We start from the raw sequence: 21,314 nt of genomic DNA, 5'->3' as shown, positions 1-21,314 counted from the left end.
AGAGATAAGCCGGGCGAGGTGTCGCGTGGGTGACCGAGTGGCGGACTTGACAGTGTTACGGCAGTCACGTCAGTCTAGGGTCATCGTTATCAGTTTCAGGCGCTTTCGATCCTGACCGACGCAGAGGGGCACGACGACGTGACCGAGACACCCGCCCGCCCGACGACCGGGCGCGACATGCACACGGACTTCGACATCGAGGACGTCTCGCTCGCCGAGAACTTCGAGGAGGTCCTCGACGACCTGGTCGCACGCTGCCCGGTTGCGCACAGCACTGTGGGCAAGGGCTACTACGTGGTCAACAAACACGCCGACGTGCGGCGGGTGGGCCAGGACTGGCGCACGTTCTCCAGCGCCGACGGGTGGCTGCTCAACCCGCCGGAGGTGACGATCCCGATCCTCCCCGAGGACCTCGACCCGCCCTACCACGACACCTGGCGGCGCGTGCTGAACCCGTTCTTCGCTCCCGGCAACGTGTCGAAGGTCGAGGACCTAGCCCGTACCTACGCCCGCCAGCTCCTGGACGGCTTCGCGGACAAGGGCGAGTGCGAGTTCGTCGCGGACTTCGCCTCGCAGCTGCCGGGTCTGATCCTGTTCAACTCGATCGTCCCGATCCCGGACGAGGACCTGCCACAGCTTTTCAATGACATCGACACCTACTCGTTCGGCCCGCTCGACGACCGGATCCCCGCCTTCGGGCGCGTGTACGAGTATCTGAACGACTTCCTCAAGGCGCGTGCCGAGCAGGAGCCCAAGGGAGACGTCATCGACGTCATCAACGCCGGCGTCGACAAGGACGGCGAACCGTCACCGTGGGAGGACAAGGTCCACACGCTGCTGGACGTGATCTTCGGTGGGCTGGCCACCACGACCCATGCGATGGCGGGGGCGATCTACCACCTCGCCACCCACCCGGAGATCCGCCGCGACCTGGCCGCACACCCGGAACTGGTCCCGAACGCCGTGGAGGAGACCGCCAGGCTCTACCCGCCGGTGGTCGCGCCGGCGCGCACCGTGAAGGCCGATGTCGAGATCGCCGGAGTCCAGCTCAAGGCGGGCGACCGTCTCGCGCTCAACTACGCGGCCGCGTCGCGCGATCCCGACGCCTGCGCGAACCCCGGCGAGTTCGATATCCGCCGCACCGATGTCGTGCAGTCGGCGTTCGGCGTCGGTGTGCACCGCTGCCTCGGAGCACACCTTGCCCGGCTGGAGCTGCGGGTGACGATCGAGGAGTTCCTGGCCCGGATCCCGGAGTTCGAGCTGGAGCCGGGCACCACTCCGTCCTACGAGAGCGCGCAGCTGCGGACGATGAAGAACCTGCACCTGCGCTGGACCCCGTCCGCCTGACCGCCACCCACCACGACAAGCCGGAGAACCGATGAAGGTCAAGGTCGACGGTGCACTGTGCACCGGGCACGGCCGGTGCTACTCGCTCGCCCCCGAGGTGTTCGACGTGGACGACGAGGGCTACAGCGAGCCACGCGACACGATGATCGACGTACCCGAGGAGCACGAGGAGGCGACACGCCACGGCGCGCGCGCCTGCCCCGAAGGCGCGATCTCGGTCGTCGAGTCGTGACGGCAAAGCTCTACGCGCTCATCCCGCGCCGCACCGACATCTCCGACGCGCAGTTCCACGCGTACTGGCGGGATCCGCACGCCACGCTGGCCAAGAAGATCACGAGCCTGCAGCGGTACGTGCAGAGTCACCGGATCTCCCAGCCGGCGCCCGGGCTGCCCGAGTCCCCGTACGAGGGATCGCCGAGGCGTACTTCGTCGATGCCGCGGCGGGGCTGGCCATGGGCGAGGACCCGGACTACGTCGAGCACGCGTTGCGGGACGAGCCGAACTTCATGGACGTTGACAACTTGGAGTTCCTCGTCACCGTCGAGCACGTCGTCGACGCGGGTCCGCCTCGTGGCCCGGAGGCCGTGGGCGTGAAGCTCCTGCAGCTGCTGCGACGTCCGGCCGGGGCCGACCGGGAGCGGTGGCGCACGGGCTTCCTCGGGTCCGGGCAGTGGGAGTTGACCTCCGCGCTGAGGGCGACACGTCACGTCATCGCGCCGTCGGTCTCGGAGAGCTATCCGGCCGACGGGCCCGCCCCCGCGTTCGACGCGGTACGTGAACTGTCCTGGCCTGATGTCGACGCGTTCCTGCGGGCACGCGACTCGGCCGCGTGGCCCGGGCTGCTGGACCCCGAATTCATCGACAAGGACTCGTGCGTCGCGCTTCTCGCCGAGGAGCACCGCGTCATCTGGCTCGAGGAGCACGTCGGGTGACGCGCGTCGCGGTTCGCGCGCGGGCCAAAACACCTCCCGGAAGGGGTGAGCAATGAAGCCGGCATCTTTCGAGTACTGGACGCCGACGTCCGTCGACGAGGCCGTCAAGGTCCTCTCCGGACTCGACGACCCGGGCGACGCGAAGGTCATGGCGGGCGGACAGAGCCTGATGCCGCTACTGAACCTACGGTTGAGCCAGCCGCTGCACGTCGTCGATCTGAACGGGGTCGACGGGATGGCGGACATCCGGCGCGAGGGCGACACCCTGACCGTGGGCGCGATGTGCCGCCAGCGTGCGGTGGAGCGCTCCGCCGAGGTGTCGGCGGCCGCCCCGCTCGTGGTCGAGGCGCTCGGCAACGTCGGGCACCCGGCGATCCGCAACCGCGGGACCGTGGGCGGGAGCATCGCGCACGCCGACCCGGCCGCGGAGATGCCCGCGGTCGCGCTGTGCCTGGACGCCGAGATGGTGGCGCAGGGCCCTGCGGGTGGTCGGGTGATCCCAGCGACGGAGTTCTTCGAGGGATTCCTGACCACCGCTCTGACCGAGGAGGAGGTCCTGACCGGCATCCGCTTCACGGCCGATGGGCCGGGCTCGGGGTCGGCGTTCGCCGAGGTCGCCCGCAGGCACGGTGACTTCGCGATGGCCGGCGTCGCGGTGCACGTCCGGCTCGACGGGGACACCGTCGCGCAGGCCCGGATCGCGGTCTCCGGGGTCGGACTGACCCCGGTCCGGGCGACCGGGGCCGAGTCCTCGTTGCGCGGGGCGACGGCGGCGGAGGACGCGTTCGCCGCCGCGGCCGCCGCGACCTCGTCGGCGTTGAGACCCGCGACCGACCTGCACGCATCCGGCGCCTACCGCACTCATGTGGTCGGTGTACTCGTCCGGCGGGCCCTGCGCACCGCCACCGATCGCGCGAGGGGGAACCGGTGAGCGACCGGGAGATCACGGTGACCGTCAACGGAACGGTCCACACGGCGTTGGTGGAGCCGCGGCGCACGCTGGCCGACTTCCTCCGCCACACGCTGGGCCTGACCGCCACACACCTCGGGTGCGAGCACGGCGTCTGCGGGGCGTGCACGGTCCTGCTCGACGGCGAGGCGGTGCGCTCCTGCCTGGCGCTCGCGGTCCACGCGGACGGGCACGAGGTCACCACCGTGGAGGGGATCGCGGAGCCGGGTCAGATGCATCCGGTGCAGACCGCCCTCTGGGAGAGTGGCGCGTTCCAGTGCGGGTTCTGCACGCCGGGCTTCGTGATGACGATCTACGGGATGGAGCGGGACGCGCGGGCCGGGCGGGGATGCCCGCGTTCGCGGACCGAGATCCGGGAGGAGCTCTCGGGCAACATCTGCCGCTGCTCCGGCTACCAGGCGATCGTCGACGGCGCGGAGGCGGCGCTGACGGCAGCGACCGGCTCGGCGTCGGGATCGGAGACACGGCGATGAGCTCCAGTGTCGTGGGCGGGCTCGTCGGAGCCCGGATCAAACGTCGCGAGGACGTCCGGATCCTGACCGGTGCGGGGCGCTACATCGACGATGTGCACGAGCGGAACACCCTGACCTGTCATTTCGTGCGCAGCACCCTTCCGCATGCCCGGATCTCCGGGTGCGACGTCGCGGCGGCACGGGAGATGGAGGGTGTCGTCGCGGTCATCACCGGCGACGAGATGGCGCAGTTCACGAACCCGATCAACCTCGGCGCCCCGATCCCCGGACTGAACAGCCCGAGCTTCACCGCCCTCGCGACCGGGACGGTCCGCTACGTCGGTGAGCCGGTCGCGCTCGTCGTGGCCTCGGACCGGTACGTCGCGGAGGACGCCGCGAGCCTGATCGAGATCGACTACGACCCGCTGGAGCCGGTCGTGAGCACCACCCAGGCCCTGGCCGACGGCGCGCCGCAACTGTTCGACGAGGTGCCGGGCAACGTCATCCACTCCGGTGAGATCGCCGTCGGCGACATCGACGCGGCGTTCGCCGAGGCCGACCACGTCGTCACCGACCGGCTCGACCAGCACCGCTGGACCTGCGCCCCGATGGAGGGGCGGGGCGGCGTCGCGACCTACGACCGCTCGACGGGGGTGCTCACCTACGAGGCCTCGACGCAGACCTCGCACCTGATGCGGCTGCTCGTCGCCGGGTTCATCAACCAGCCCATCCACCTCATGCGGGTGGTGACCAGCGACATCGGCGGTAGCTTCGGGCTGAAGTTCTCGATGTACCGGGAGGACGTCGCGCTCTGCGCCGCGGCGAAGCACCTCGGTGTCTCGCTGAAGTGGGTGGAGGACCGCAACGAGAACCTCACCGCGGGCGGGTCGGCACGGGACGAGACCCTCACGATCGACGCGGCGGTCAAGGCCGACGGGACGTTGCTCGGGTTCCGCGTGAACATGGTGATGAACCACGGCGCATACCCGGTGATGCCGCCCGCGCCGGTGGTGACCGGCATCGCGGGTCACATGCTGCCCGGTCCGTACCGGGTCCCGGCCTACCGGTTCACCTCGACGGCGGCGTGCACGAACAAGGCGTCCTACATCTCGCTGCGCGGCCCGTGGGCCGTGGAGACCCTGGTCCGGGAACGGATGATGGACCTGATCGCGAAGCGGGTCGGCATCTCCCCGGTCGAGGTCCGGCAGCGCAACCTGATCCCGGTGACCGAGCAGCCCACGATGAGCGGGGCCGGCTTCACACTGGACGGGGTCACGGCGGCGGAGACGTTCGCACGGCTCACCGAGATGATCGATCTCGACGAGATCCGGGCGCAGCAGGAGAAGGCACGGGCCGAGGGCCGCCTGGTCGGCTTCGGCGTCGGGACGTTCTACGAGCCGGCGCCGGGCACCCCGGAGTTCTGGGGCCTGATCGGTTTCCCGTTTTCGGCGGAGCCGGTGCGGCTGCGCGTCGAACCCGACGGTCACATCACGGCGTTCACCACCCAGATCCCGCACGGCCAGGGGCACGAGACCACGCTCGCCCAGGTGATCGCGGACGAGATGGGGGTCGCGTTCGACGACGTCCGGATCGTCTTCGGCGACACCGACGCGACGGTCTTCACCATGATCGGTACCGGCGGCAGCAAGGCCGGGATGATGGCCACCGGCGGCGCGATGGTGGCCGCACGTGAGGTGCGGGCGCGGGTCCTCGACATCGCCGCGCACATGCTCGAGGCGAGCCCGTCCGACCTGCAGATCGAGAACTCGGTGATCTCGGTGAAGGGTGCGCCGGGCTCGGCGGTGCCGCTCGCCGATCTCGCGATGGGCTGCTACATGGCACCAGGGATGATGCCCCAGGGCGTTGACCTCAACCTCGAGACGACGGCTCACTACGACGGCGAGAACGGCGGCTGGGGCCAGGGCAGCCACGCCTGCTGGGTCGAGATCGACCAGGAGACCGGCAAGATCGCGGTCACCCGCTATCTGGTCGTCGAGGACTGCGGGAAGATCATCAACCCGGCCGTGGTGGACGGCCAGGTGATCGGCGGCATCGCGATGGGCCTGGGCGGGATGCTGCTGGAGCACGCCGCCTACGGCGAGGACGGGCAGTACCTGGCCGGCACGTTCATGGACTACCTGATGCCCAGCGCGCCCGAGGTTCCCGAGATCGAGATCGAACACCTCGAGTACCAGGCGCCGACCATGGTCGGCTCCCGCGGTGTCGGGGAGGGCGGGACGGTACTCGCGCCGGCGGCGCTGCTCAACGCCGTCGACGACGCGTTCGGGCAGGTCGAGGCCGGTCGCATCACCGCAACTCCGCTGACGCCGACGAAGGTGCTCCAGGCACTGGGTGTCATCGAAGACTGACGGAAAGCCAGGACCGGGAGGTCGACGATGACCGCACGAACGGAATGGGCCGGGGCGATCGGCGACGAGCACGACGTCGTCGTGGTCGGGTCCGGCGCCATCGGGCTCACCGCGGCGCTGGCCGCGGCAGCGGGTGGGGCAAGGGTGCTCGTGCTCGAGAAGGGCCCCTACCTCGGCGGCACCTCGGCGGTCTCGGGCGGCATGCTCTGGATCCCGATGAACCGCTACCTGCGCGAGATCGGGAAAACCGACGACCGGACGGAGGCGCTGCGCTACCTCGCCGCCGTCACCGATCGGCGAACCAGCGTCGACGTGCTGGAGTCACTCGCCGACCGGGGCGACGAGCTGCTCGGCTTCCTGGCCGATCGCGCCGGCCTGCACTTCTGCGCCATGGAGCACTTTCCCGACTATCACCCCGAGTGGCCGGGAGCGCACGCCGGCGGCCGTTCTCTCGATCCGCTGCCCTTCGACATCACCCCGCTGGGCAAGCTCCGGGACAGCCTGCGACCCGACCACCGTCCGCCGTTCACCATGGTCGAGTACGAGCAGTGGCGGATCTTCACCCGTTTCCCGTGGGAGGAGCTCGCGCAGCGGGCCGAGCGGGGCCTGGTGGCGAGGGGACGGGCACTCGTCGCACCGCTGGTGCACGCGTGCGCACGGGCCGGGGTCGCACTCGCGACCGGCGCCGGTGCCGAGCGGCTGACGGCCACCGACGGCCGCGTCACCGGCGTCGTGCTGGCCGACGGCACAACGGTGAGGGCACCGTCAGGGGTGATCTTGGCTTGCGGCGGCTTCGAATGGGCGCCGGACATGGTCGAGAACTTCCTGCCCGGCCCGGTCGAGGCGAGCTGCAGCCCACCGCACAACACCGGTGACGGGATCCGGATGGCGGCCAAGGCCGGTGTCGCGCTGGGGAACATGCGTGAGGCGTGGTGGGGCCCGATGGTCCACGTGCCCGGCGACGAGACAGACGGGTGCCCGACCGGCACCCTGCTCCGTTTCGAGCGGACCGGACCCGGCTCCGTGATCGTGAACGGCGCGGGCCGCCGGTTCGTCAACGAGGCGCACAACTACAACGACATGACCAAGGCGTTCCACGCGTTCGACCCCCGCGCGTACGGGTTCACCAACCTGCCCGCGTACCTGATCTTCGACCAGCGCCACCTCCGGGAGTACGGCTTCCTCGGCCATCGGGCCGAACAGCCCACGCCGGTGTGGCTGACCAGCGCACCGACCCTCGGCGAGCTGGCGGGGAAGCTGGGCATCGACGCCGAGGGCGTCTCCGCGACGCTCGCGGAGTTCAACACCCATGCGCAGGAGGGCCGCGACCCGCAGTTCCACCGTGGGGAGAGTGCCTACGATCGCTACTGGGGCGACCAGTACGCCCCGTACCCGGCCCTGGGCCCGGTCGACACCGCACCGTTCTACGCGATCGAGGTGCGCTCGGGCGTGATCGGCACCAAGGGGGGTGTGGTCACGGACGGGAACGGGCGGGCGCTCGACCCGTTCGGTGACCACGTCCCGGGGCTGTACGCGGCCGGCAACACCACGTCGCACCCGATGGGCCCGGGCTACCCGGGCGCAGGCGCGACGCTCGGGCCGGGCTGCACGATGGGCTATCTGGCAGGACTCCACGCCGCGAGGCAGCCCGGCTGAGGATGGAGCGGCAGACGGGTTACCGGGGCCGCCGGCGATGGCCGCCAGGAGCGCGGTCACGGGCTGGTGTAGGTGCCTCGCAGGAGCCGCTTCTGCAACTTGCCCGTCTCGGTCCGGGGCAGGAAGCCGACGAAGTCGATGCTCCGCGGCAGCTTGTAGCGGGCGAGGCGCTCGCCCAGGAACTCCAGAAGTTCCCGCCCGAGGTCGGCGCCGGGGGCGGCGCCCGCGTCCGCCTGGACGACGGCCTTGACCTGCTCGCCCATCTCGTCGTCCGGCACGCCGATCACGGCGACGTCGAGGACGGCGGGATGCAGCGCGAGCGCGTCCTCGATCTCCTGCGGGTAGATGTTCACACCACCAGAGATGATCATGAACGCCTTCCGGTCGGTGAGGTAGAGGAACCCGCCGTCGTCGAGGTAGCCCATGTCGCCGGTGGTGCCCCAGCTCGGGTGCTTCGGGTTCTGCGCCTCGCGGGTCTTGTCGGGGTCGTTGTGGTACGCGAAGGGCAGCTCGTCGCGTTCGAAGTAGACGAGGCCGACCTCGCCCCGGGGTAGCTCGTCACCTGCGTCGTCGCAGATCCGGACGGTCCCGAGGAGCGCGGTGCCGACCGAGCCGGGTTTGCGGAGCCAGGTGGGGGAGTCGATCAGCGTGAGCCCGATGGCCTCGGTGGAGCCGTAGTACTCGTGCAGGATCGGGCCCCACCACTCGATCATCCGTTGTTTGACCTCGACGGGGCAGGGCGCGGCCGCATGCACGGCGACGCGGTGCGAGGACAGGTCGCGCGACGTGCGCTGTTCGTCGGGGAGCTTGAGCATCCGGACGAACATCGTGGGGACCCACTGGCTGTGGGTGACGCGGTAGCGCTCGAGGGACTCCAGCGCCGCGGCCGCGTCGAACCGGGGCATCACGACCACGGTCCCGCCGACCGAGTGCACCATTCCGCCGAACCTCAGCGGTGCGGCGTGGTAGAGCGGCGCGGGGGAGAGGTAGACCATGTCCTGGGTGAATCCGTACTGCGGGCCGAACACCGTCAGCAGTGCGTCCGGTGCCTCGTCGACCTGTACGCCGGGGAGCGGCGCCTTGACGCCCTTGGGACGTCCGGTGGTGCCCGAGCTGTAGAGCATGTCCTTGCCGCGGGGCTGGTCCGCGGGCCGTTCGGGCGGGGCGGCGGCGAGGGCTTCCTCGTAGTCGCCGTACCCGGCCACGGCCCCGCCGAAGGCCAGGCGCAGCGAGACCCCCGGCGTGTCGGCCGCGAGGGCGATCTCCCCCTGTACCGCCGAGACGACGAGTGCCGTCGCGCCGCAGTCGCCGACGATGTAGCCGACGTCCGCGGCGGTGAGGTGATGGTTGATCGCGGTGACGTAGAGACCGCTCCGGATGGCGGCCCAGAAGACCTCGAACGTGCGCGGCGAGTTCTCGGCGAGCAGCGCGACGTCGTCACCGGGTCGCAGGCCCGCCTCGCGCAGGACGTGAGCGAGGCGGGCCGAACGTTCGTCGAGCTCCGCGTAGGTCAGCGTCGCGCCGGTGTCGGACATGATCACGGCGGGCTTGCCGGGGGTGAGTTCGGCGAACGTGCCCGGGTACATAGGGGTCTCCTTCTCACTCAGGCGTCGACGTACGAGCCGCTGAGCAGGATCTGCTTGATGTCGGTGAACTCGAGGATGCCCTCCGCGCCGCACTCCCGCCCCCACCCGGACTGGCGGACCCCGCCGAAGGGCTCGGTCAGACACACGCCGGCCAGGTTGATGGCGACACCGCCGGAGCGGATCCGCCTGGCGACCGCGAGCGCCGCGTCGGAGTCGGACGAGTAGACCGAGGCCGCGAGCCCGAACCGGGTGTTGTTGGCGATCGCGATCGCGTCTTCGACGTCGTCGTAGGCGATCACCGAGATGATCGGGCCGAAGACCTCCTCCTGCGCGATGTAGCTGTCCTGGTCGACGTCGCGCAGCAGCGTGGGTTCGAAGTAGAAGCCCTTGCCGTCGAACTCCGGCGGCCTGCGCCCGCCGGCCACGACCTTCGCGCCATCCTGGACCGCACGCTCGAGCATCGACTCGACCCGGTGCAGGGCGCGCTCGTTGCCCAGCGGCCCGAGGATGGTAGTCGGGTCGAACGGGTCGCCCACGGGGTACTTGGCGAACTCCTCGACCAGCGCGGCGACTACCTCCTCGTAGCGGGCGCGGGAGACCAGCACCCTGGAGAGGCTGACACAGACCTGGCCGACGCCGCCGATCCCGCCGGGCACCAGCGTCGGCAGCACGTCCTCGAGCTTCGCGTCGTCGAGAATGATCGCGGGCGATTTGCCGCCGAGCTCGAGTGCCGTGCGGGCGAGCCGGGCGGAGGTACGGGACACGATGTCGACGGCGACCGGCCCCCCGCCGGTCATGTGCACCATGTCGATGTCGTCATGGCTGACGAGGTACTGGCTGGTCTCCAGGTCGGCCGCGAGCACGCTGACCACGCCGCGCGGGAACCCGGCCGCCGCGGCGGCGTCGGCCACCACGCGGGTCGTCAGCTGTGAGTCGGGAGCCGGCTTGAGCACGATCGGGCACCCCGCCAGTAGCCCGGGGATGATCTTCATTCCGAGCTCCACGACCGGTCCGTTGTAGGTCATGATCGCCAGCACGGTGCCGATCGGCTCGCGGGTCAGCAACACGTCCGAGCCGGCCGCGGTGCGCCGCTCCTCCCAGGGAAGCTCCGGCGCACGCCCGATGGCGTACCGCCAGATCATCTTCCCGGCGCCGGAGTTGATCATCTCACCGTGCGAGATCGGGAAGCCGGACTCGAACGCCCACAGACGGTTCATCTGGTCCATGCGGGACTCGAGCTCGTCGGCGAACCGGGAGCAGACCTCGGCCCGCTCCTCGACCGACATCCGTGGCCAGGGGCCCTCGTCGAACGCGCTCCGCGCCGCTGCGACCGCAGCGTCGGCCTCCGCCCGGCCGGGCAGGGCGACCGTCGCGACGGTGTCGCCGGTCGAGGGCATGACGACGTCCAGGGTCGCGGACGAGGCGGGAGTGACCCACTCGCCCGCGACGAACACCTCGGTCAGATGGGGACATTCGATGTCGAGCCTGGTGGGGCTCGGGCTGGTCGTGGTCATGCCGTCCTCCTGCAACTCTGCTGTGTCGGCTAATCTATGAATATCATAGTGAGTGATCTAGCTGTGTCTAGCCCTCCGGGTCGCGGGGCAGGAGCAGGCCGAGCGGGTGTTATTGGGCGTTGTCGCCGAGCGCCCTGCACGCGGCTTCGTCGCCGACGATGTGGTCGAACCCGACTGCGGCGCGCGTACAGCTCTGAACCGGCTCGACGGGGACTGGGCCGCCCCGCGCGGCTCAGGCCGGAACGATGTCCACGCCGCCGCCAGTGGCGAGCGGCTCGGCAGCGTGCCGGAGTCCGTCGAACACGACGTCGACGACGCGGTCGCGGCCGCCCGGCGCGCGTTCGACGACCCGCACGGCTGGTCGCGCTGGTCCCCGGCCCAGCGCGCCGAGGCGCTCGAGCGGTTCGCCGTCGCCCTGGAGAGCCGTGCTCAGGAGACGGCCACCCGCGTGAGCGCCCAGAACGGCATGCCGTTGCCGGTGGCGATGCAGCTCGAGGCCGGCTTCCCGCCACTGCTGCTGCGCTACTACTCCGGGATCGTCGCCCAGGGCCAGGAGGAGACCCGCGACGGGATGCTCGGTGGGAAGGCCCGTGTGCTGCGTGAGCCCATCGGCGTCGTCGGTGCGATCGTGCCGTGGAACGTGCCGCAGGGCATCACCTTCCTCAAGCTCGCCCCCGCGCTCGCGGCCGGGTGCACGGTGGTTCTCAAACCCGCGCCGGAGACCGTCCTCGACGCCATGCTGATGGCGGAAGCGGCCGCGGAGGCCGGGCTGCCCGCCGGTGTGCTGAACGTGGTGCAGGGCGGCCGCGAGGTGGGTGCGCATCTGGTCGCGCACCCGGGTGTGGACAAGGTGTCGTTCACCGGATCCTCGGCCGCCGGCCGGTCGTTCGCCGAGACGTGCGGGCGCCTGCTGCGCCCGGTCACCCTCGAGCTCGGCGGCAAGTCCGCGGCGATCGTCCTCGACGACGCCGACCTGGGCTCGACGATCGAGAGCTTCTTCGCGGCGACCCTGCTGAACAACGGTCAGATCTGCTGGCTCGGCACCCGGGTGCTCGCCCCGCGCTCCCGCTATGACGAGGTCGTCGACACGATCTCCGGCCTGGCCGGTTCGCTGAAGATCGGCGACCCGCTGGCAGAGGGCACCCAGATGGGCCCGCTGGTGTCGTCCCGGCAGCGGGATCGCGTGGAGTCCTACATCGCCAAGGGCAAGGCCGAGGGGGCCCGGCTCACCGTGGGCGGTGGCCGTCCCGCCGGCCTGGACCAGGGCTGGTTCGTCGAGCCGACGGTGTTCGCCGACGTGGACAACAACCACACGATCGCCCAGGAGGAGATCTTCGGGCCGGTGCTGTCGGTGATCCCCTACGGCAGCGAGGACGAGGCCGTCGCGATCGCGAACGACTCCGACTACGGCCTCGGCCTCGGCGGGTCGGTCTGGACAGCAGACCTGGAGCGCGGTGAGGCGGTTGCGAGGCGGGTCCGCACGGGCTCGATCGGCATCAACCACTACGTGAACGAGCCGGTGGCCCCGTTCGGCGGGGTCAAGGCCAGCGGCATGGGCCGCGAGCTGGGCCCGGAGGCCCTCAACAGCTACCAGGTCGTGAAGACCGTCTACCTCCCCGCCCCGCAGGCCTGACCGGCCGGTGGGCACGAACACATCCCAGGAGTTCCCATGAAGACACGCGGAGCCATCCTCCGTCAGGCCCCCGGCAAGTTCGAGGTCGTCGACCTGCACGTCGACGACCCGCGCCAGGACGAGATCCGGATCAAGATGGTCGCCTCCGGCCTCTGCCACTCCGACGACCACATGGCCACCGGGGATCTCCCGGTGGCGGTCTACCCGGTGTGTGGTGGCCACGAGGGTGGCGGCGTCGTCGAGTCCGTCGGCCCGAACACCTCCGGCTGGGAGGTGGGTGACAAGGCCATCTTCTCGTTCCTCCCGGCCTGCGGTAAGTGCCGCTGGTGCTCGACCGGTCACCAGAACCTCTGCGATCTCGGTGCCAACGCGCTCGTCGGCTCCCGGTGGAACGACCCGACCAGCTTCCGGATGCAGCTCGAGGACGGGTCCCCGGTCGGCCAGGCGCTCGGCATCTCCACCTTCGCCGAGCACACCACCGTCGCCGTCGACTCCGCGATCAAGGCGCCGGCCGACACGCCACTCGAGCGGGCCTGCCTGCTCGGCTGCGCGGTCGGCACCGGCTGGGGCTCGGCGGTGACCACCGGAGGCGTCCAGGCCGGCGACACCGTGCTGATCCTCGGCTCCGGCGGCATCGGTGCCAACGCGGTGCAGGGCGCCCAGCACGCCGGTGCCGCCCGGATCATCGTGGTCGACCCGGTCGCCTTCAAGCGCGACACCGCGCTGTCCCTCGGCGCCACCCACGCGGTGGCGACCGTCGAGGAGGGCACGCAGATCGCCCAGAGCTTCACCAACGGCCAGGGCGCCGACGTCGCCATCGTGACCGTCGGCGTGATCACCGGCGAGCACATCGCCCAGGCCTTCGCGGGCATCCGCAAGCAGGGCACGGTCGTGGTCACCGCGCTCGGCAACGTGACCGACGTCGGGATCCCGGTGCCGATCCTGGAGCTGATCCTCTTCGAGAAGAAGATCAAGGGCTCGCTGTTCGGGTCGTCGAACCCGCGCGCCGACATCCCGAAGCTGCTGGACCTGTACATGTCCGGCTACCTGAAGCTCGACGAGCTCGTCACGACCGAGTACGCGTTGGACGACATCAACCAGGGTTACGAGGACATGCACTCCGGCCGCAACATCCGTGGCGTCATCCGGTTCTGACCCGGCACGCCCGCCCGACGTCCCCGGTTCTGCGCCGCCACGCGGAGCCGGGGACGTCCTGTGTCCGGTCCCGGGCGGTCGACCCGCGGGGTCACCGGCGACGCTCGCTTTGGTCTGACCTATATAATAGTATCGGACTTCCACACCGACAAAGGAGCGTTGATGGACCTCGCTGACTCGCCCGAGGAGGCCGCGTTCCGGGAACGCGCGCGGGCATGGCTCGCCGAGACGCTCCCGCAGCTGCCCTGGCCCGAGCCGGTCGAGCTGGCCGACAAGCTGCCCTTCTGGCAGCAGTGGCAGCAGATGCTCGTCGACGGTGGCTTCGCCGGTCTGTCTTGGCCGCGCGGGTACGGCGGGCAGGGCCTCGACGCGAAGCTCCGCGCGGTGTTCACCGACGAGGCCGACCGGGCCGGCGCGCCGGAGCGGCTCAACACCGTCGGCGAGGACTTCGCCGGGCCGACGATCGTCGCCTTCGGCACCGACGCGCAGAAGGAGCGCTTCCTGCGCCCGATCCTCCATGGCGACGGTCTCTGGTGTCAGCTGTTCTCCGAGCCGGACTCCGGCTCCGACCTGGCCTCGCTGCGTACCCGTGCGGAGCGGGTGGAGGGTGGATGGCGGATCACCGGCCAGAAGATCTGGACCAGTCGTGCCCAGCTCGCGGGCAACGCGATCCTCCTGGCCCGGACCGGCGACACCGACCGGCCGCGACACAAGGGGATCAGCTACTTCCTGCTGCCGATGGACAGCCCGGGCGTCACCGTCCGGCCGCTGGCGCACATGCTCGGCGAGGCCGAGTTCAACGAGGTGTTCCTGGACGACGTGTTCGTCCCGGACGAGCTCCTGCTCGGCGGGGAGCACGACGGCTGGCGGGTCGCGATGGCGACGCTCGGCTTCGAGCGGGTCGGCATCGCGACCGGGAGGGTCAACACCCGGCGCGCGGTCGGCGACATCGTCGACGAGATCCGTGAGATGCGCGATGCCGGCGGGAACCCGCTCGGGGCCGACCCGACGGTCCGGCGCACCGTCGCCGACCTGTACGGCCGTGCGCTCGTCCACCACGCCATCGGGCAGCGGGTCCTGACCGCCGCCGCGGACGGCGCTTCGCCGGGCCCGGCCACCTCGATCGGCAAGCTCTACTTCTGCCCGCTCGTCGACGACCTCGCCGACTTCCGGCAGTCGCTGTCCCCACTCGGGGGGCAGCTCGCCCCGGCGGAGCAGTCGCCGGCCGAGAGCCGCTGGCAGCGCCTCGCCTACCAGGCCCGCGGCACCGCGATCGCCGGTGGGTCCACGTTCATCCAGCGCAACATCGTCGCCGAGCGGATGCTCGGCCTTCCGAGGGGCTGAGCATGGTCGCGACATCGCCGTCCGACCGGTCGGACGCGCCGGGTGTCTACGTCTGGGAGCCTGGTCCTGGATACACCGAGGTCGCCCGGTTCGCCCGCCGGCACGGCGTCCCGGACATCGATGAACTGCGCAAGCGCTCGGTCGCCGACGTCGGCTGGTACTGGCACACGGTCGTCGAGGAAGTGGGACTGCGGTTCGGCAGGCCCTGCTCACAGGTCCTCGATATCTCGGCCGGGATCATGGACCCGGAGTGGTTCGTCGGCGGCGAGCTCATCGTCGCCGACTCCTGCCTCGCCCGGTGGGCGGAGGACCCCGCGACCCGCGATCTCGCGGCGGTGGTGCACGAGGCGGAGGACGGCACAGTCGTCCGGCTGAGCTTCGCCGAGCTCGACGACCGGGCGCGCCGGGTGGCAGCCGGGTTGCGGGACCTGGGCATCGGGCGGGGTGACGCGGTCCCTCTACGAGGGCTCTCCGGATGTGCCCGACCCCGACAGGATCTGGCATCTGGTGCGGCGCCACCGCGTCACCATGCTGGGGGTGTCCACGACGTTGATCCGCACCGTCCGGACCACGGACGCCGGGCCGTCGCGCGAGATCGACCTGTCGTCGGTGCGGGTGCTGGAGTTGTGGCGCAGGAGCTGCGCCGCAGGGTCGCCGAGGAGCTGGGGAAGCCGTTCGCGCCGAGCCTGCTCTGCGCGGTCGGGCAGATGCCGAAGACGTCCGGGGCCTCGGCTCCCGACAGGCCGCCCGCGATGTCGTCCGGGCTGCGGCCGTCACGGCCGGGAGGGGAGGGGCTCCCGATGCCTCCTGAGACCGGCGGGCCGGCCACCTACATCCGCCGCGTCTCAGTCCTCCTCGGGGGCCACCGAGACCGTGGTGCGCTGGTCGACGGCGAGTGCGGCCGAGGCGTAGGCGTGGACGTGGCGCCCCATCCGGCGCTCCGCGGCCTCGGGGTCGCGCTCCCGGATGGCGCGCAGGACGGATCGGTGGGCGCGGACCGTCACGTCGCGCACCTCGTCGTTGACGAAGCCCTCGTTGTTCGTGGCGGTGTAGATGGCGCGGGAGAGCGCCATCATGATCCCGGTCAGGATCTCGTTGTGACTGGCGGTCGCGACGGCGACGTGCCAGTCGACGTTGGCTCGCAGGAAGCCGTCCAGGTCCGCGCTGGCCCGGATGTCGTCGTTGGTGGCCTCCAGCCGGCGCACGTCCTCCTCGGTGCGGTTGAGCGCGGCGTGTTTGGCGCACGCCGGTTCGATCGCCTCGCGGGTCGCGTGGACCGAGGTGAGGCGCATCTGCCGTCCGCGGATCAGCAGCCCGAGCGACGTCGCGACCGATTCCTCGCCCGGCTTCTGCACGAAGGCACCACCGGACCGGCCGGCCTTGATCCGGATCAGGCCCTGCACCTCCAGGATGCGCAGTGCCTCGCGGACGGTGGTGCGGCTCATCCGGGTCTGGACGACGAGTTCGCGTTCCGGCGGCAGGGGAGTCCCCTCGACGAACTCACCGGACAGGATGCGCTCGCGCAGTTCGTTGGCGAGCACGTCGGAGGCCTTCGGGACCTCCATCGGCGACAGCCGGATAGCCGAACGCAGCGGGTCGGCTGCCATGCGGACTCCCTCCCATTTGTCTAAAGGTCCAACCCAAACTAGCACTGGGTCGGCGTAGCGCGGTGGCGCCGCACCGCTCGCCGGCACGAACAGGAGCACGACAATGCGCTGGGAACTCTCGCCCGAGCAGGCCGACTTCCGCACCGTCCTGGCGGACTGGCTCGGTGACGTCTGTCCGCGGGACACGTTGCGGGGCTGGCTGGACGCCGGTGACCACGCGACGTTCGCACACCGGCTGCACACCGACGGATGGTTCGGCGTCGGCGCTCCCGAGGATCTGGGCGGTGAGGGCGGCGGTCTGGTCGAGCTCGCACTGGCCGCCGAACAGTTCGGACGGCATGCCGCACCGTCGTCGTCCTGGCTGGCGTCGATGGTCGCCCTCCCGGCCGTGGCCGCCGTTCCGGACGCCGCGAAGGCGCTGTTCGGCGACGGTGCCGTCGTCGCACTGGCGACGCCGGCGGGGACGATCCCGGGAGGCGATGCGACCGTCCGCGCCGCCGGGGCCGGACTGTCCGGGTCGGTTCCGACCGTCCTGGCGGCCGATGTGGCCGCGCGGTTCGTCGTCCCGGTGCGCGGGGAGAAGGGTCTCGAACTCCACCTCGTCGACGCCGGCCGCCCCGGCGTTCGGGTGCAGCCGCGCGCGCTGACCGACCGCAGCCGCTCCGTCGCCGACATCGAGCTGGACGGGGTGCCGTCCACACTGATCCAGGCGGATGCCGCTGAGGTGCTCGCGCGGTGTGCACACAGAGGTGCGGTGCTGGTGGCGGCCGACGCGCTGGGCGCGATGGTCGCGATGCTCGACGCCACGGTGGAGTACGTCGGCCAGCGCAAGCAGTTCGGTGTGCCGATCGGATCCTTCCAGGCGGTCAAGCACGCCGCCGCCGAGATGCTGGTGAAGGTGGAGTCGTCCCGGTCGATCGCCTACCTCGCGGCGGCCGTCGTCGACGCGGGCCGGGACGACGCCGCGGTGTACGCGGCCACGGCCAAGGCGCAGATCTGCGCCGCGGGCCCGGTCGCGGCCGACTCGGCGCTCACCCTGCACGGCGCCATCGGCTACACGTGGGAGCACGACCTGCAGTTCTTCTACAAGCGGGCCCTGCTCGACGCTGAGCTCCTCGGGTCGCCCGGCGCGTGGAACGACGTCCTGGCGGATCGGCTGCCACTCGTCCCGGGGCCGGAGATGTCATCGAAGGGTGGCGCCGCCGCTCGCGCGATCGGGTGTGACCCCAGCTGACTAATGGTCAGTCCTTTGGTAGATTAAGACCAGTTCCCGACATGGCGGTCACAGGAGGTGCCCAGTGGACTTCGGCCTCACGGACGATCAGGCGACGATCCGGGCGGCGGTCGCAGACCTCGCCGCCAAGTTCGACGACCAGTACTGGATGGAGTGCGACCGCGACAAGCGATTCCCCTCCGAGTTCTACGACGTCCTGGCGTCGGGCGGCTGGCTCGGGATCACGACGCCCGAGGAGTACGGCGGTCACGGCTTCGGCATCACCGAGGCGTCGATCCTGATCGAGGAGGTTGCGAAGTCGGGCGGCGGCATGAACGCCGCTTCCGCGATCCATCTGACGATCTTCGGTATGCATCCGGTGATCAAGCACGGCTCGGACGAGCTCAAGCGCCGGACACTGCCGGGTGTCGTCGACGGTTCCACGCACGTCTGTTTCGGCGTGACCGAGCCCGGTGCCGGACTGGACACCACGAAGATCACGACCTTCGCGGAGCGCGAAGGCGACCACTACCGGGTCAACGGGCGCAAGGTCTGGATCTCCAAGGCGATGGAGTCGAACAAGATCCTTCTCCTCACCCGCACCGAGAAGGCCGATGAGGTCGCCAAGAAGACCGACGGCATGACCCTGTTCCTCACCGACCTCGACCGGGACCGGATCGACGTCCGGCCGATCCCGAAGATGGGACGCAACGCCGTCTCGTCCAACGAGCTCTTCATCGACGACCTGATGATCCCGGTCGAGGATCGGGTCGGCGAGGAGGGCAAGGGCTTCACCTACATTCTCGACGGCATGAACCCGGAGCGGATGCTGGTCGCCGCCGAGGCACTCGGCCTGGGCCGGGTCTCCCTGGACCGCGCCACCCGCTACGGCAACGAGCGCCACGTGTTCGGTCGGCCGATCGGCATGAACCAGGGCCTGCAGTTCCCGCTGGCCGACTCGCTGGCCCGGCTCGACGCCGCCGAGCTCGTGCTGCGCAAGGCGACCTGGCTCTACGACAAGGGCGAACCGAGCGGCCGCGAGGCCAACACCGCCAAGTACCTGTGCGCCGACGCCGGCTTCGAGGCCGCCGACCGGGCACTGCAGACGCACGGCGGGATGGGCTACTCCGAGGAGTACAACGTCGCCCGCTACTTCCGCGAGGCGCGACTGCTCAAGATCGCGCCGCTGAGCCAGGAGATGGTCCTGAACTATCTCGGCTCGCACGTCCTGGGCCTGCCCCGCAGCTACTGAACCCACCCATCGGGTCGGTCCCACCACGAGGAGGCAAAACCACATGCCCGCGCTCGACGTCTTCTCCCTCGACGGACGCTCCGCCCTGGTCACCGGGGCAGGGGGCGGCATCGGTGCCGCCGTGGCGTCCGCGTTCGCCCGGTCCGGAGCGGCCGTTCTCGTCACCGACGTCGATGCCGACGCCGCGCGCACCGTCGCCGAGCGGATCGTCGAGGACGGTGGAACGGCCGAATCCGCGGAGCTCGACGTCCGCGACCGGGCCGCTGCCGACCGGGCCGCGGCTGCGGCCGCCGACCTGGCAGGCGGGACGTTGCACGTTCTGGTCAACAACGCCGGTGCCATCGCGCCGGCGATGTTCGCCAAGCTCGCCGAGGAGGACTTCCGGCGCATCGTCGACATCCACCTGAACGGATCGTTCACCTGCTCCCAGGCGGCGCTGCCGTTCCTGGCCGGCGACGGCAACGGGCGCATCCTCAACGTCACCTCCGCCGCCGGGCTGGTCGGCACGATCGGCCAGGCGAACTACGGCGCCGCGAAGGCGGGGATCATCGGCCTCACCAAGTCACTGGCCAAGGAACTGGCCCGACAGAAGGTCACGGTCAACGCGCTCGCGCCGCTGGCGGCCACCCCGATGACGGAGAACATCCGCAGCAACGAGAAGCTCGCGGCGAAGACACTCGAACGCATCCCGCTCGGGCGCTGGGCGGACGCCGACGAGATCGCCCCGAGCTTCGTGTTCCTGGCCTCCGCGGCCGCCTCCTACATCACCGGCCAGGTTCTGCCGGTCGACGGCGGGACCGTGATCTGATGCCCGGCAGGCAGAGCCCCCTCGCGGGCCGCGACGTCTTCGTCGTCGAGGGCACCCGCACGCCGTTCGGCCGCTCCCACCCGGAGAAGGGCTGGTTCCGTCACACCCATCCCAACGACCTCCTCGGCGCGGTCTACCGCGACCTGGTGGGCCGCGCCGGGATCGCTCCGTCGGTGGTGGAGGACCTCGTCGTCGGGTGCACCGCGCCGTTCGGCGAGCAGTCCCGCAACATCGCACGGAACGCATGGCTGCAGGAGGGCTACCCGCCGGAGGTGCCGGCCGTCGTGCTGGATCGGCGCTGCGGGTCGGCGCAGACCGCGTCGGAGATGGGCGCGGCACTGATCGCGTCGGGAGTGCACGACGTCGTGATCGCCGGGGGCGTCGAGCACATGGGCCACGTGCCGATGAACGCACCCGCGACGATCTCGGAGCTCTACGGGGAACCGTGGACCGCACGGATGTGGGAGCAGTACGACTTCGTCAACCAGGGTGAGAGCGCCGAGCTCATCGCCGACCGCTGGGATCTCTCACGCGAGGAGATGGACGAGTTCGCTGCGCGCTCGCACCGGTTGGCCGTGGCGGCGGCGCAGGACGGCCGGTGCGACGACGAGGTCATCCCGTGGAAGCTGGACGGCGAGGTGCGCACCGGCGACCAGACCGTGCGCCCGGGTACCACGACCGAGTCCCTCGCCGGGCTGAAGACGGTGTTCCGCAGCGAGGGCGGAAGGATCACCGCAGGGAGCTCGTCACCGATCTGTGACGGCGCCTCCGGGGTGCTGCTCGCCTCCGGGGCCGCCGTCGCCGAGCACGGCCTGACCCCGCGGGCCCGCATCCTGGACCAGACGACCGTCGGCGTGGATCCGGTGATCATGCTGACCGGCCCGATCCCGGCGACCCACCGCATCCTGGAGCGCACCGGGCTGAGCATCGCCGACATCGACCTGTTCGAGGTGAACGAGGCGTTCAGCTCCGTCGTGCTGGCATGGCAGCGCGAGCTCGAGCCCGACCCGGACCGGGTCAACGTGAACGGCGGAGCGATCGCGCTGGGGCACCCGGTCGGCGCGACCGGCGGACGGCTGCTGTCCACCGCCGTCGCGGAGCTGGCGCGACGCGACGCCGAGCTGGCCCTGGTCACGATGTGCTGCGGTGGCGGCCTCGGCACCGCGACGCTGCTGGAGCGGGTCTGACGATGCTGGACCTGCGACCGTTCCTGCGCCGCGGCGACGGAGTCTGGTGGAGCCAGGCCGCCGCCGAGGCCACCCCGCTGGTCGACGCGCTCCTGGACCAGGCCGGCGACATCGGTGCCGTCCGGGCGTTCTGCGGGCTGAGTTTCAACCGGCGGCTCGAGACGCCGCCGGACGCGGTGTCGCTGAGCTCCTACGGGGCGATGGGACGGTTGCGCGCCGCTCATCGGGCCGGTCGCCTCGACGTCGTCCCGGCGCACTACTCGGTACTGCCCCGGCTGTTCGCCGAAGG

The 21,314-nt window shown here is 70.7% G+C and carries 17 protein-coding genes and 3 pseudogenes; 17 read left to right on the top strand and 3 right to left on the bottom strand.

The window, feature by feature from the left end:
• The first annotated feature begins 138 nt into the window (after positions 1-138).
• The 8 genes and pseudogenes from I4I78_RS00770 (at position 139) to I4I78_RS00740 (ending at position 7,726) form a co-directional block, all read left to right on the top strand.
• Complete coding sequence (locus I4I78_RS00770) at positions 139-1,347, top strand: cytochrome P450 (protein WP_218609187.1); 1,209 nt, start codon at positions 139-141, stop codon at positions 1,345-1,347.
• A 31-nt stretch (positions 1,348-1,378) separates the two neighbouring features.
• The gene (locus tag I4I78_RS00765) at positions 1,379-1,579 is read left to right on the top strand and encodes a ferredoxin (RefSeq protein WP_218609186.1); all 201 of its coding nucleotides are present in this window, start codon (positions 1,379-1,381) and stop codon (positions 1,577-1,579) included.
• Positions 1,576-1,740: pseudogene (locus I4I78_RS34085) on the top strand (EthD domain-containing protein); the annotation flags it as partial. The gene I4I78_RS00765 and the pseudogene I4I78_RS34085, both read left to right, overlap by 4 nt.
• A 59-nt stretch (positions 1,741-1,799) precedes the next feature.
• Positions 1,800-2,279, top strand: a complete 480-nt coding sequence (locus tag I4I78_RS00760; RefSeq protein WP_308251831.1) for a hypothetical protein — start codon at positions 1,800-1,802, stop codon at positions 2,277-2,279.
• Positions 2,280-2,331: 52 nt separating this feature from the next.
• Positions 2,332-3,210, top strand: coding sequence for a xanthine dehydrogenase family protein subunit M (locus I4I78_RS00755; RefSeq protein ID WP_218609185.1), 879 nt, complete (start codon positions 2,332-2,334; stop codon positions 3,208-3,210).
• Positions 3,207-3,722 carry a (2Fe-2S)-binding protein gene (locus I4I78_RS00750; RefSeq protein ID WP_218609184.1) on the top strand — a complete coding sequence of 172 codons (516 nt, stop codon included), beginning with the start codon at positions 3,207-3,209 and terminating at the stop codon, positions 3,720-3,722. The genes I4I78_RS00755 and I4I78_RS00750 overlap by 4 nt, the downstream gene beginning before the upstream one ends.
• On the top strand, positions 3,719-6,070 hold the full coding sequence (locus I4I78_RS00745; protein WP_218609183.1) for a xanthine dehydrogenase family protein molybdopterin-binding subunit: 2,352 nt from the start codon (positions 3,719-3,721) through the stop codon (positions 6,068-6,070). The genes I4I78_RS00750 and I4I78_RS00745 overlap by 4 nt, the downstream gene beginning before the upstream one ends.
• Positions 6,071-6,097: 27 nt before the next feature.
• Positions 6,098-7,726, top strand: a complete 1,629-nt coding sequence (locus I4I78_RS00740) for an FAD-dependent oxidoreductase (protein WP_218609182.1) — start codon at positions 6,098-6,100, stop codon at positions 7,724-7,726.
• Positions 7,727-7,782: 56 nt separating this feature from the next.
• Here I4I78_RS00740 and I4I78_RS00735 read toward each other — a convergent pair whose 3' ends face one another.
• On the bottom strand, positions 7,783-9,312 hold the full coding sequence (locus I4I78_RS00735; protein ID WP_218609181.1) for an acyl-CoA synthetase: 1,530 nt from the start codon (positions 9,310-9,312) through the stop codon (positions 7,783-7,785).
• A 17-nt stretch (positions 9,313-9,329) separates the two neighbouring features.
• Positions 9,330-10,826, bottom strand: a complete 1,497-nt coding sequence (locus tag I4I78_RS00730; protein ID WP_218609180.1) for an aldehyde dehydrogenase family protein — start codon at positions 10,824-10,826, stop codon at positions 9,330-9,332.
• A gap of 160 nt (positions 10,827-10,986) precedes the next feature.
• On the opposite strand from I4I78_RS00730, the gene I4I78_RS00725 reads away from it, so the two are divergent.
• The 4 genes and pseudogenes from I4I78_RS00725 to I4I78_RS34080 all read left to right on the top strand — a co-directional run.
• A complete protein-coding gene (locus I4I78_RS00725; RefSeq protein WP_218609260.1) occupies positions 10,987-12,459 on the top strand; it encodes an aldehyde dehydrogenase in 1,473 nt (490 codons plus the stop codon).
• Positions 12,460-12,495: 36 nt separating this feature from the next.
• Positions 12,496-13,614 (top strand): NDMA-dependent alcohol dehydrogenase, encoded by a 1,119-nt coding sequence (locus I4I78_RS00720; RefSeq protein WP_218609179.1) that lies wholly within the window; start codon positions 12,496-12,498, stop codon positions 13,612-13,614.
• A 162-nt stretch (positions 13,615-13,776) separates the two neighbouring features.
• Positions 13,777-14,958, top strand: coding sequence for an acyl-CoA dehydrogenase family protein (locus I4I78_RS00715; RefSeq protein ID WP_226378862.1), 1,182 nt, complete (start codon positions 13,777-13,779; stop codon positions 14,956-14,958).
• A gap of 2 nt (positions 14,959-14,960) precedes the next feature.
• Positions 14,961-15,230: pseudogene (locus I4I78_RS34080) on the top strand (acetyl-coenzyme A synthetase N-terminal domain-containing protein); the annotation flags it as partial.
• Positions 15,231-15,803: 573 nt separating this feature from the next.
• Here the strand turns inward: I4I78_RS34080 and I4I78_RS00705 are convergent.
• Positions 15,804-16,565, bottom strand: coding sequence for a FadR/GntR family transcriptional regulator (locus I4I78_RS00705; RefSeq protein ID WP_218609177.1), 762 nt, complete (start codon positions 16,563-16,565; stop codon positions 15,804-15,806).
• Positions 16,566-16,668: 103 nt separating this feature from the next.
• On the opposite strand from I4I78_RS00705, the gene I4I78_RS00700 reads away from it, so the two are divergent.
• From I4I78_RS00700 to I4I78_RS00680, 5 genes and pseudogenes are all read left to right on the top strand, one after another.
• On the top strand, positions 16,669-17,799 hold the full coding sequence (locus I4I78_RS00700) for an acyl-CoA dehydrogenase family protein (RefSeq protein WP_218609176.1): 1,131 nt from the start codon (positions 16,669-16,671) through the stop codon (positions 17,797-17,799).
• A 64-nt stretch (positions 17,800-17,863) separates the two neighbouring features.
• On the top strand, positions 17,864-19,030 hold the full coding sequence (locus I4I78_RS00695; RefSeq protein ID WP_218609175.1) for an acyl-CoA dehydrogenase family protein: 1,167 nt from the start codon (positions 17,864-17,866) through the stop codon (positions 19,028-19,030).
• Positions 19,031-19,073: 43 nt separating this feature from the next.
• Positions 19,074-19,838 carry an SDR family NAD(P)-dependent oxidoreductase gene (locus I4I78_RS00690; RefSeq protein ID WP_218609174.1) on the top strand — a complete coding sequence of 255 codons (765 nt, stop codon included), beginning with the start codon at positions 19,074-19,076 and terminating at the stop codon, positions 19,836-19,838.
• Positions 19,838-21,025, top strand: a complete 1,188-nt coding sequence (locus I4I78_RS00685; RefSeq protein ID WP_218609173.1) for a thiolase family protein — start codon at positions 19,838-19,840, stop codon at positions 21,023-21,025. Before I4I78_RS00690 ends, I4I78_RS00685 begins: the two co-directional genes overlap by 1 nt.
• 2 nt (positions 21,026-21,027) lie before the next feature.
• Positions 21,028-21,314 (top strand): annotated as a pseudogene (locus I4I78_RS00680) (4-hydroxybutyrate CoA-transferase); the annotation flags it as partial.

Source organism: Pseudonocardia sp. KRD291 (assembly GCF_019263595.1).
Lineage (GTDB): Bacteria > Actinomycetota > Actinomycetes > Mycobacteriales > Pseudonocardiaceae > Pseudonocardia.
This window is presented reverse-complemented; position numbering and strand designations above follow the sequence as displayed.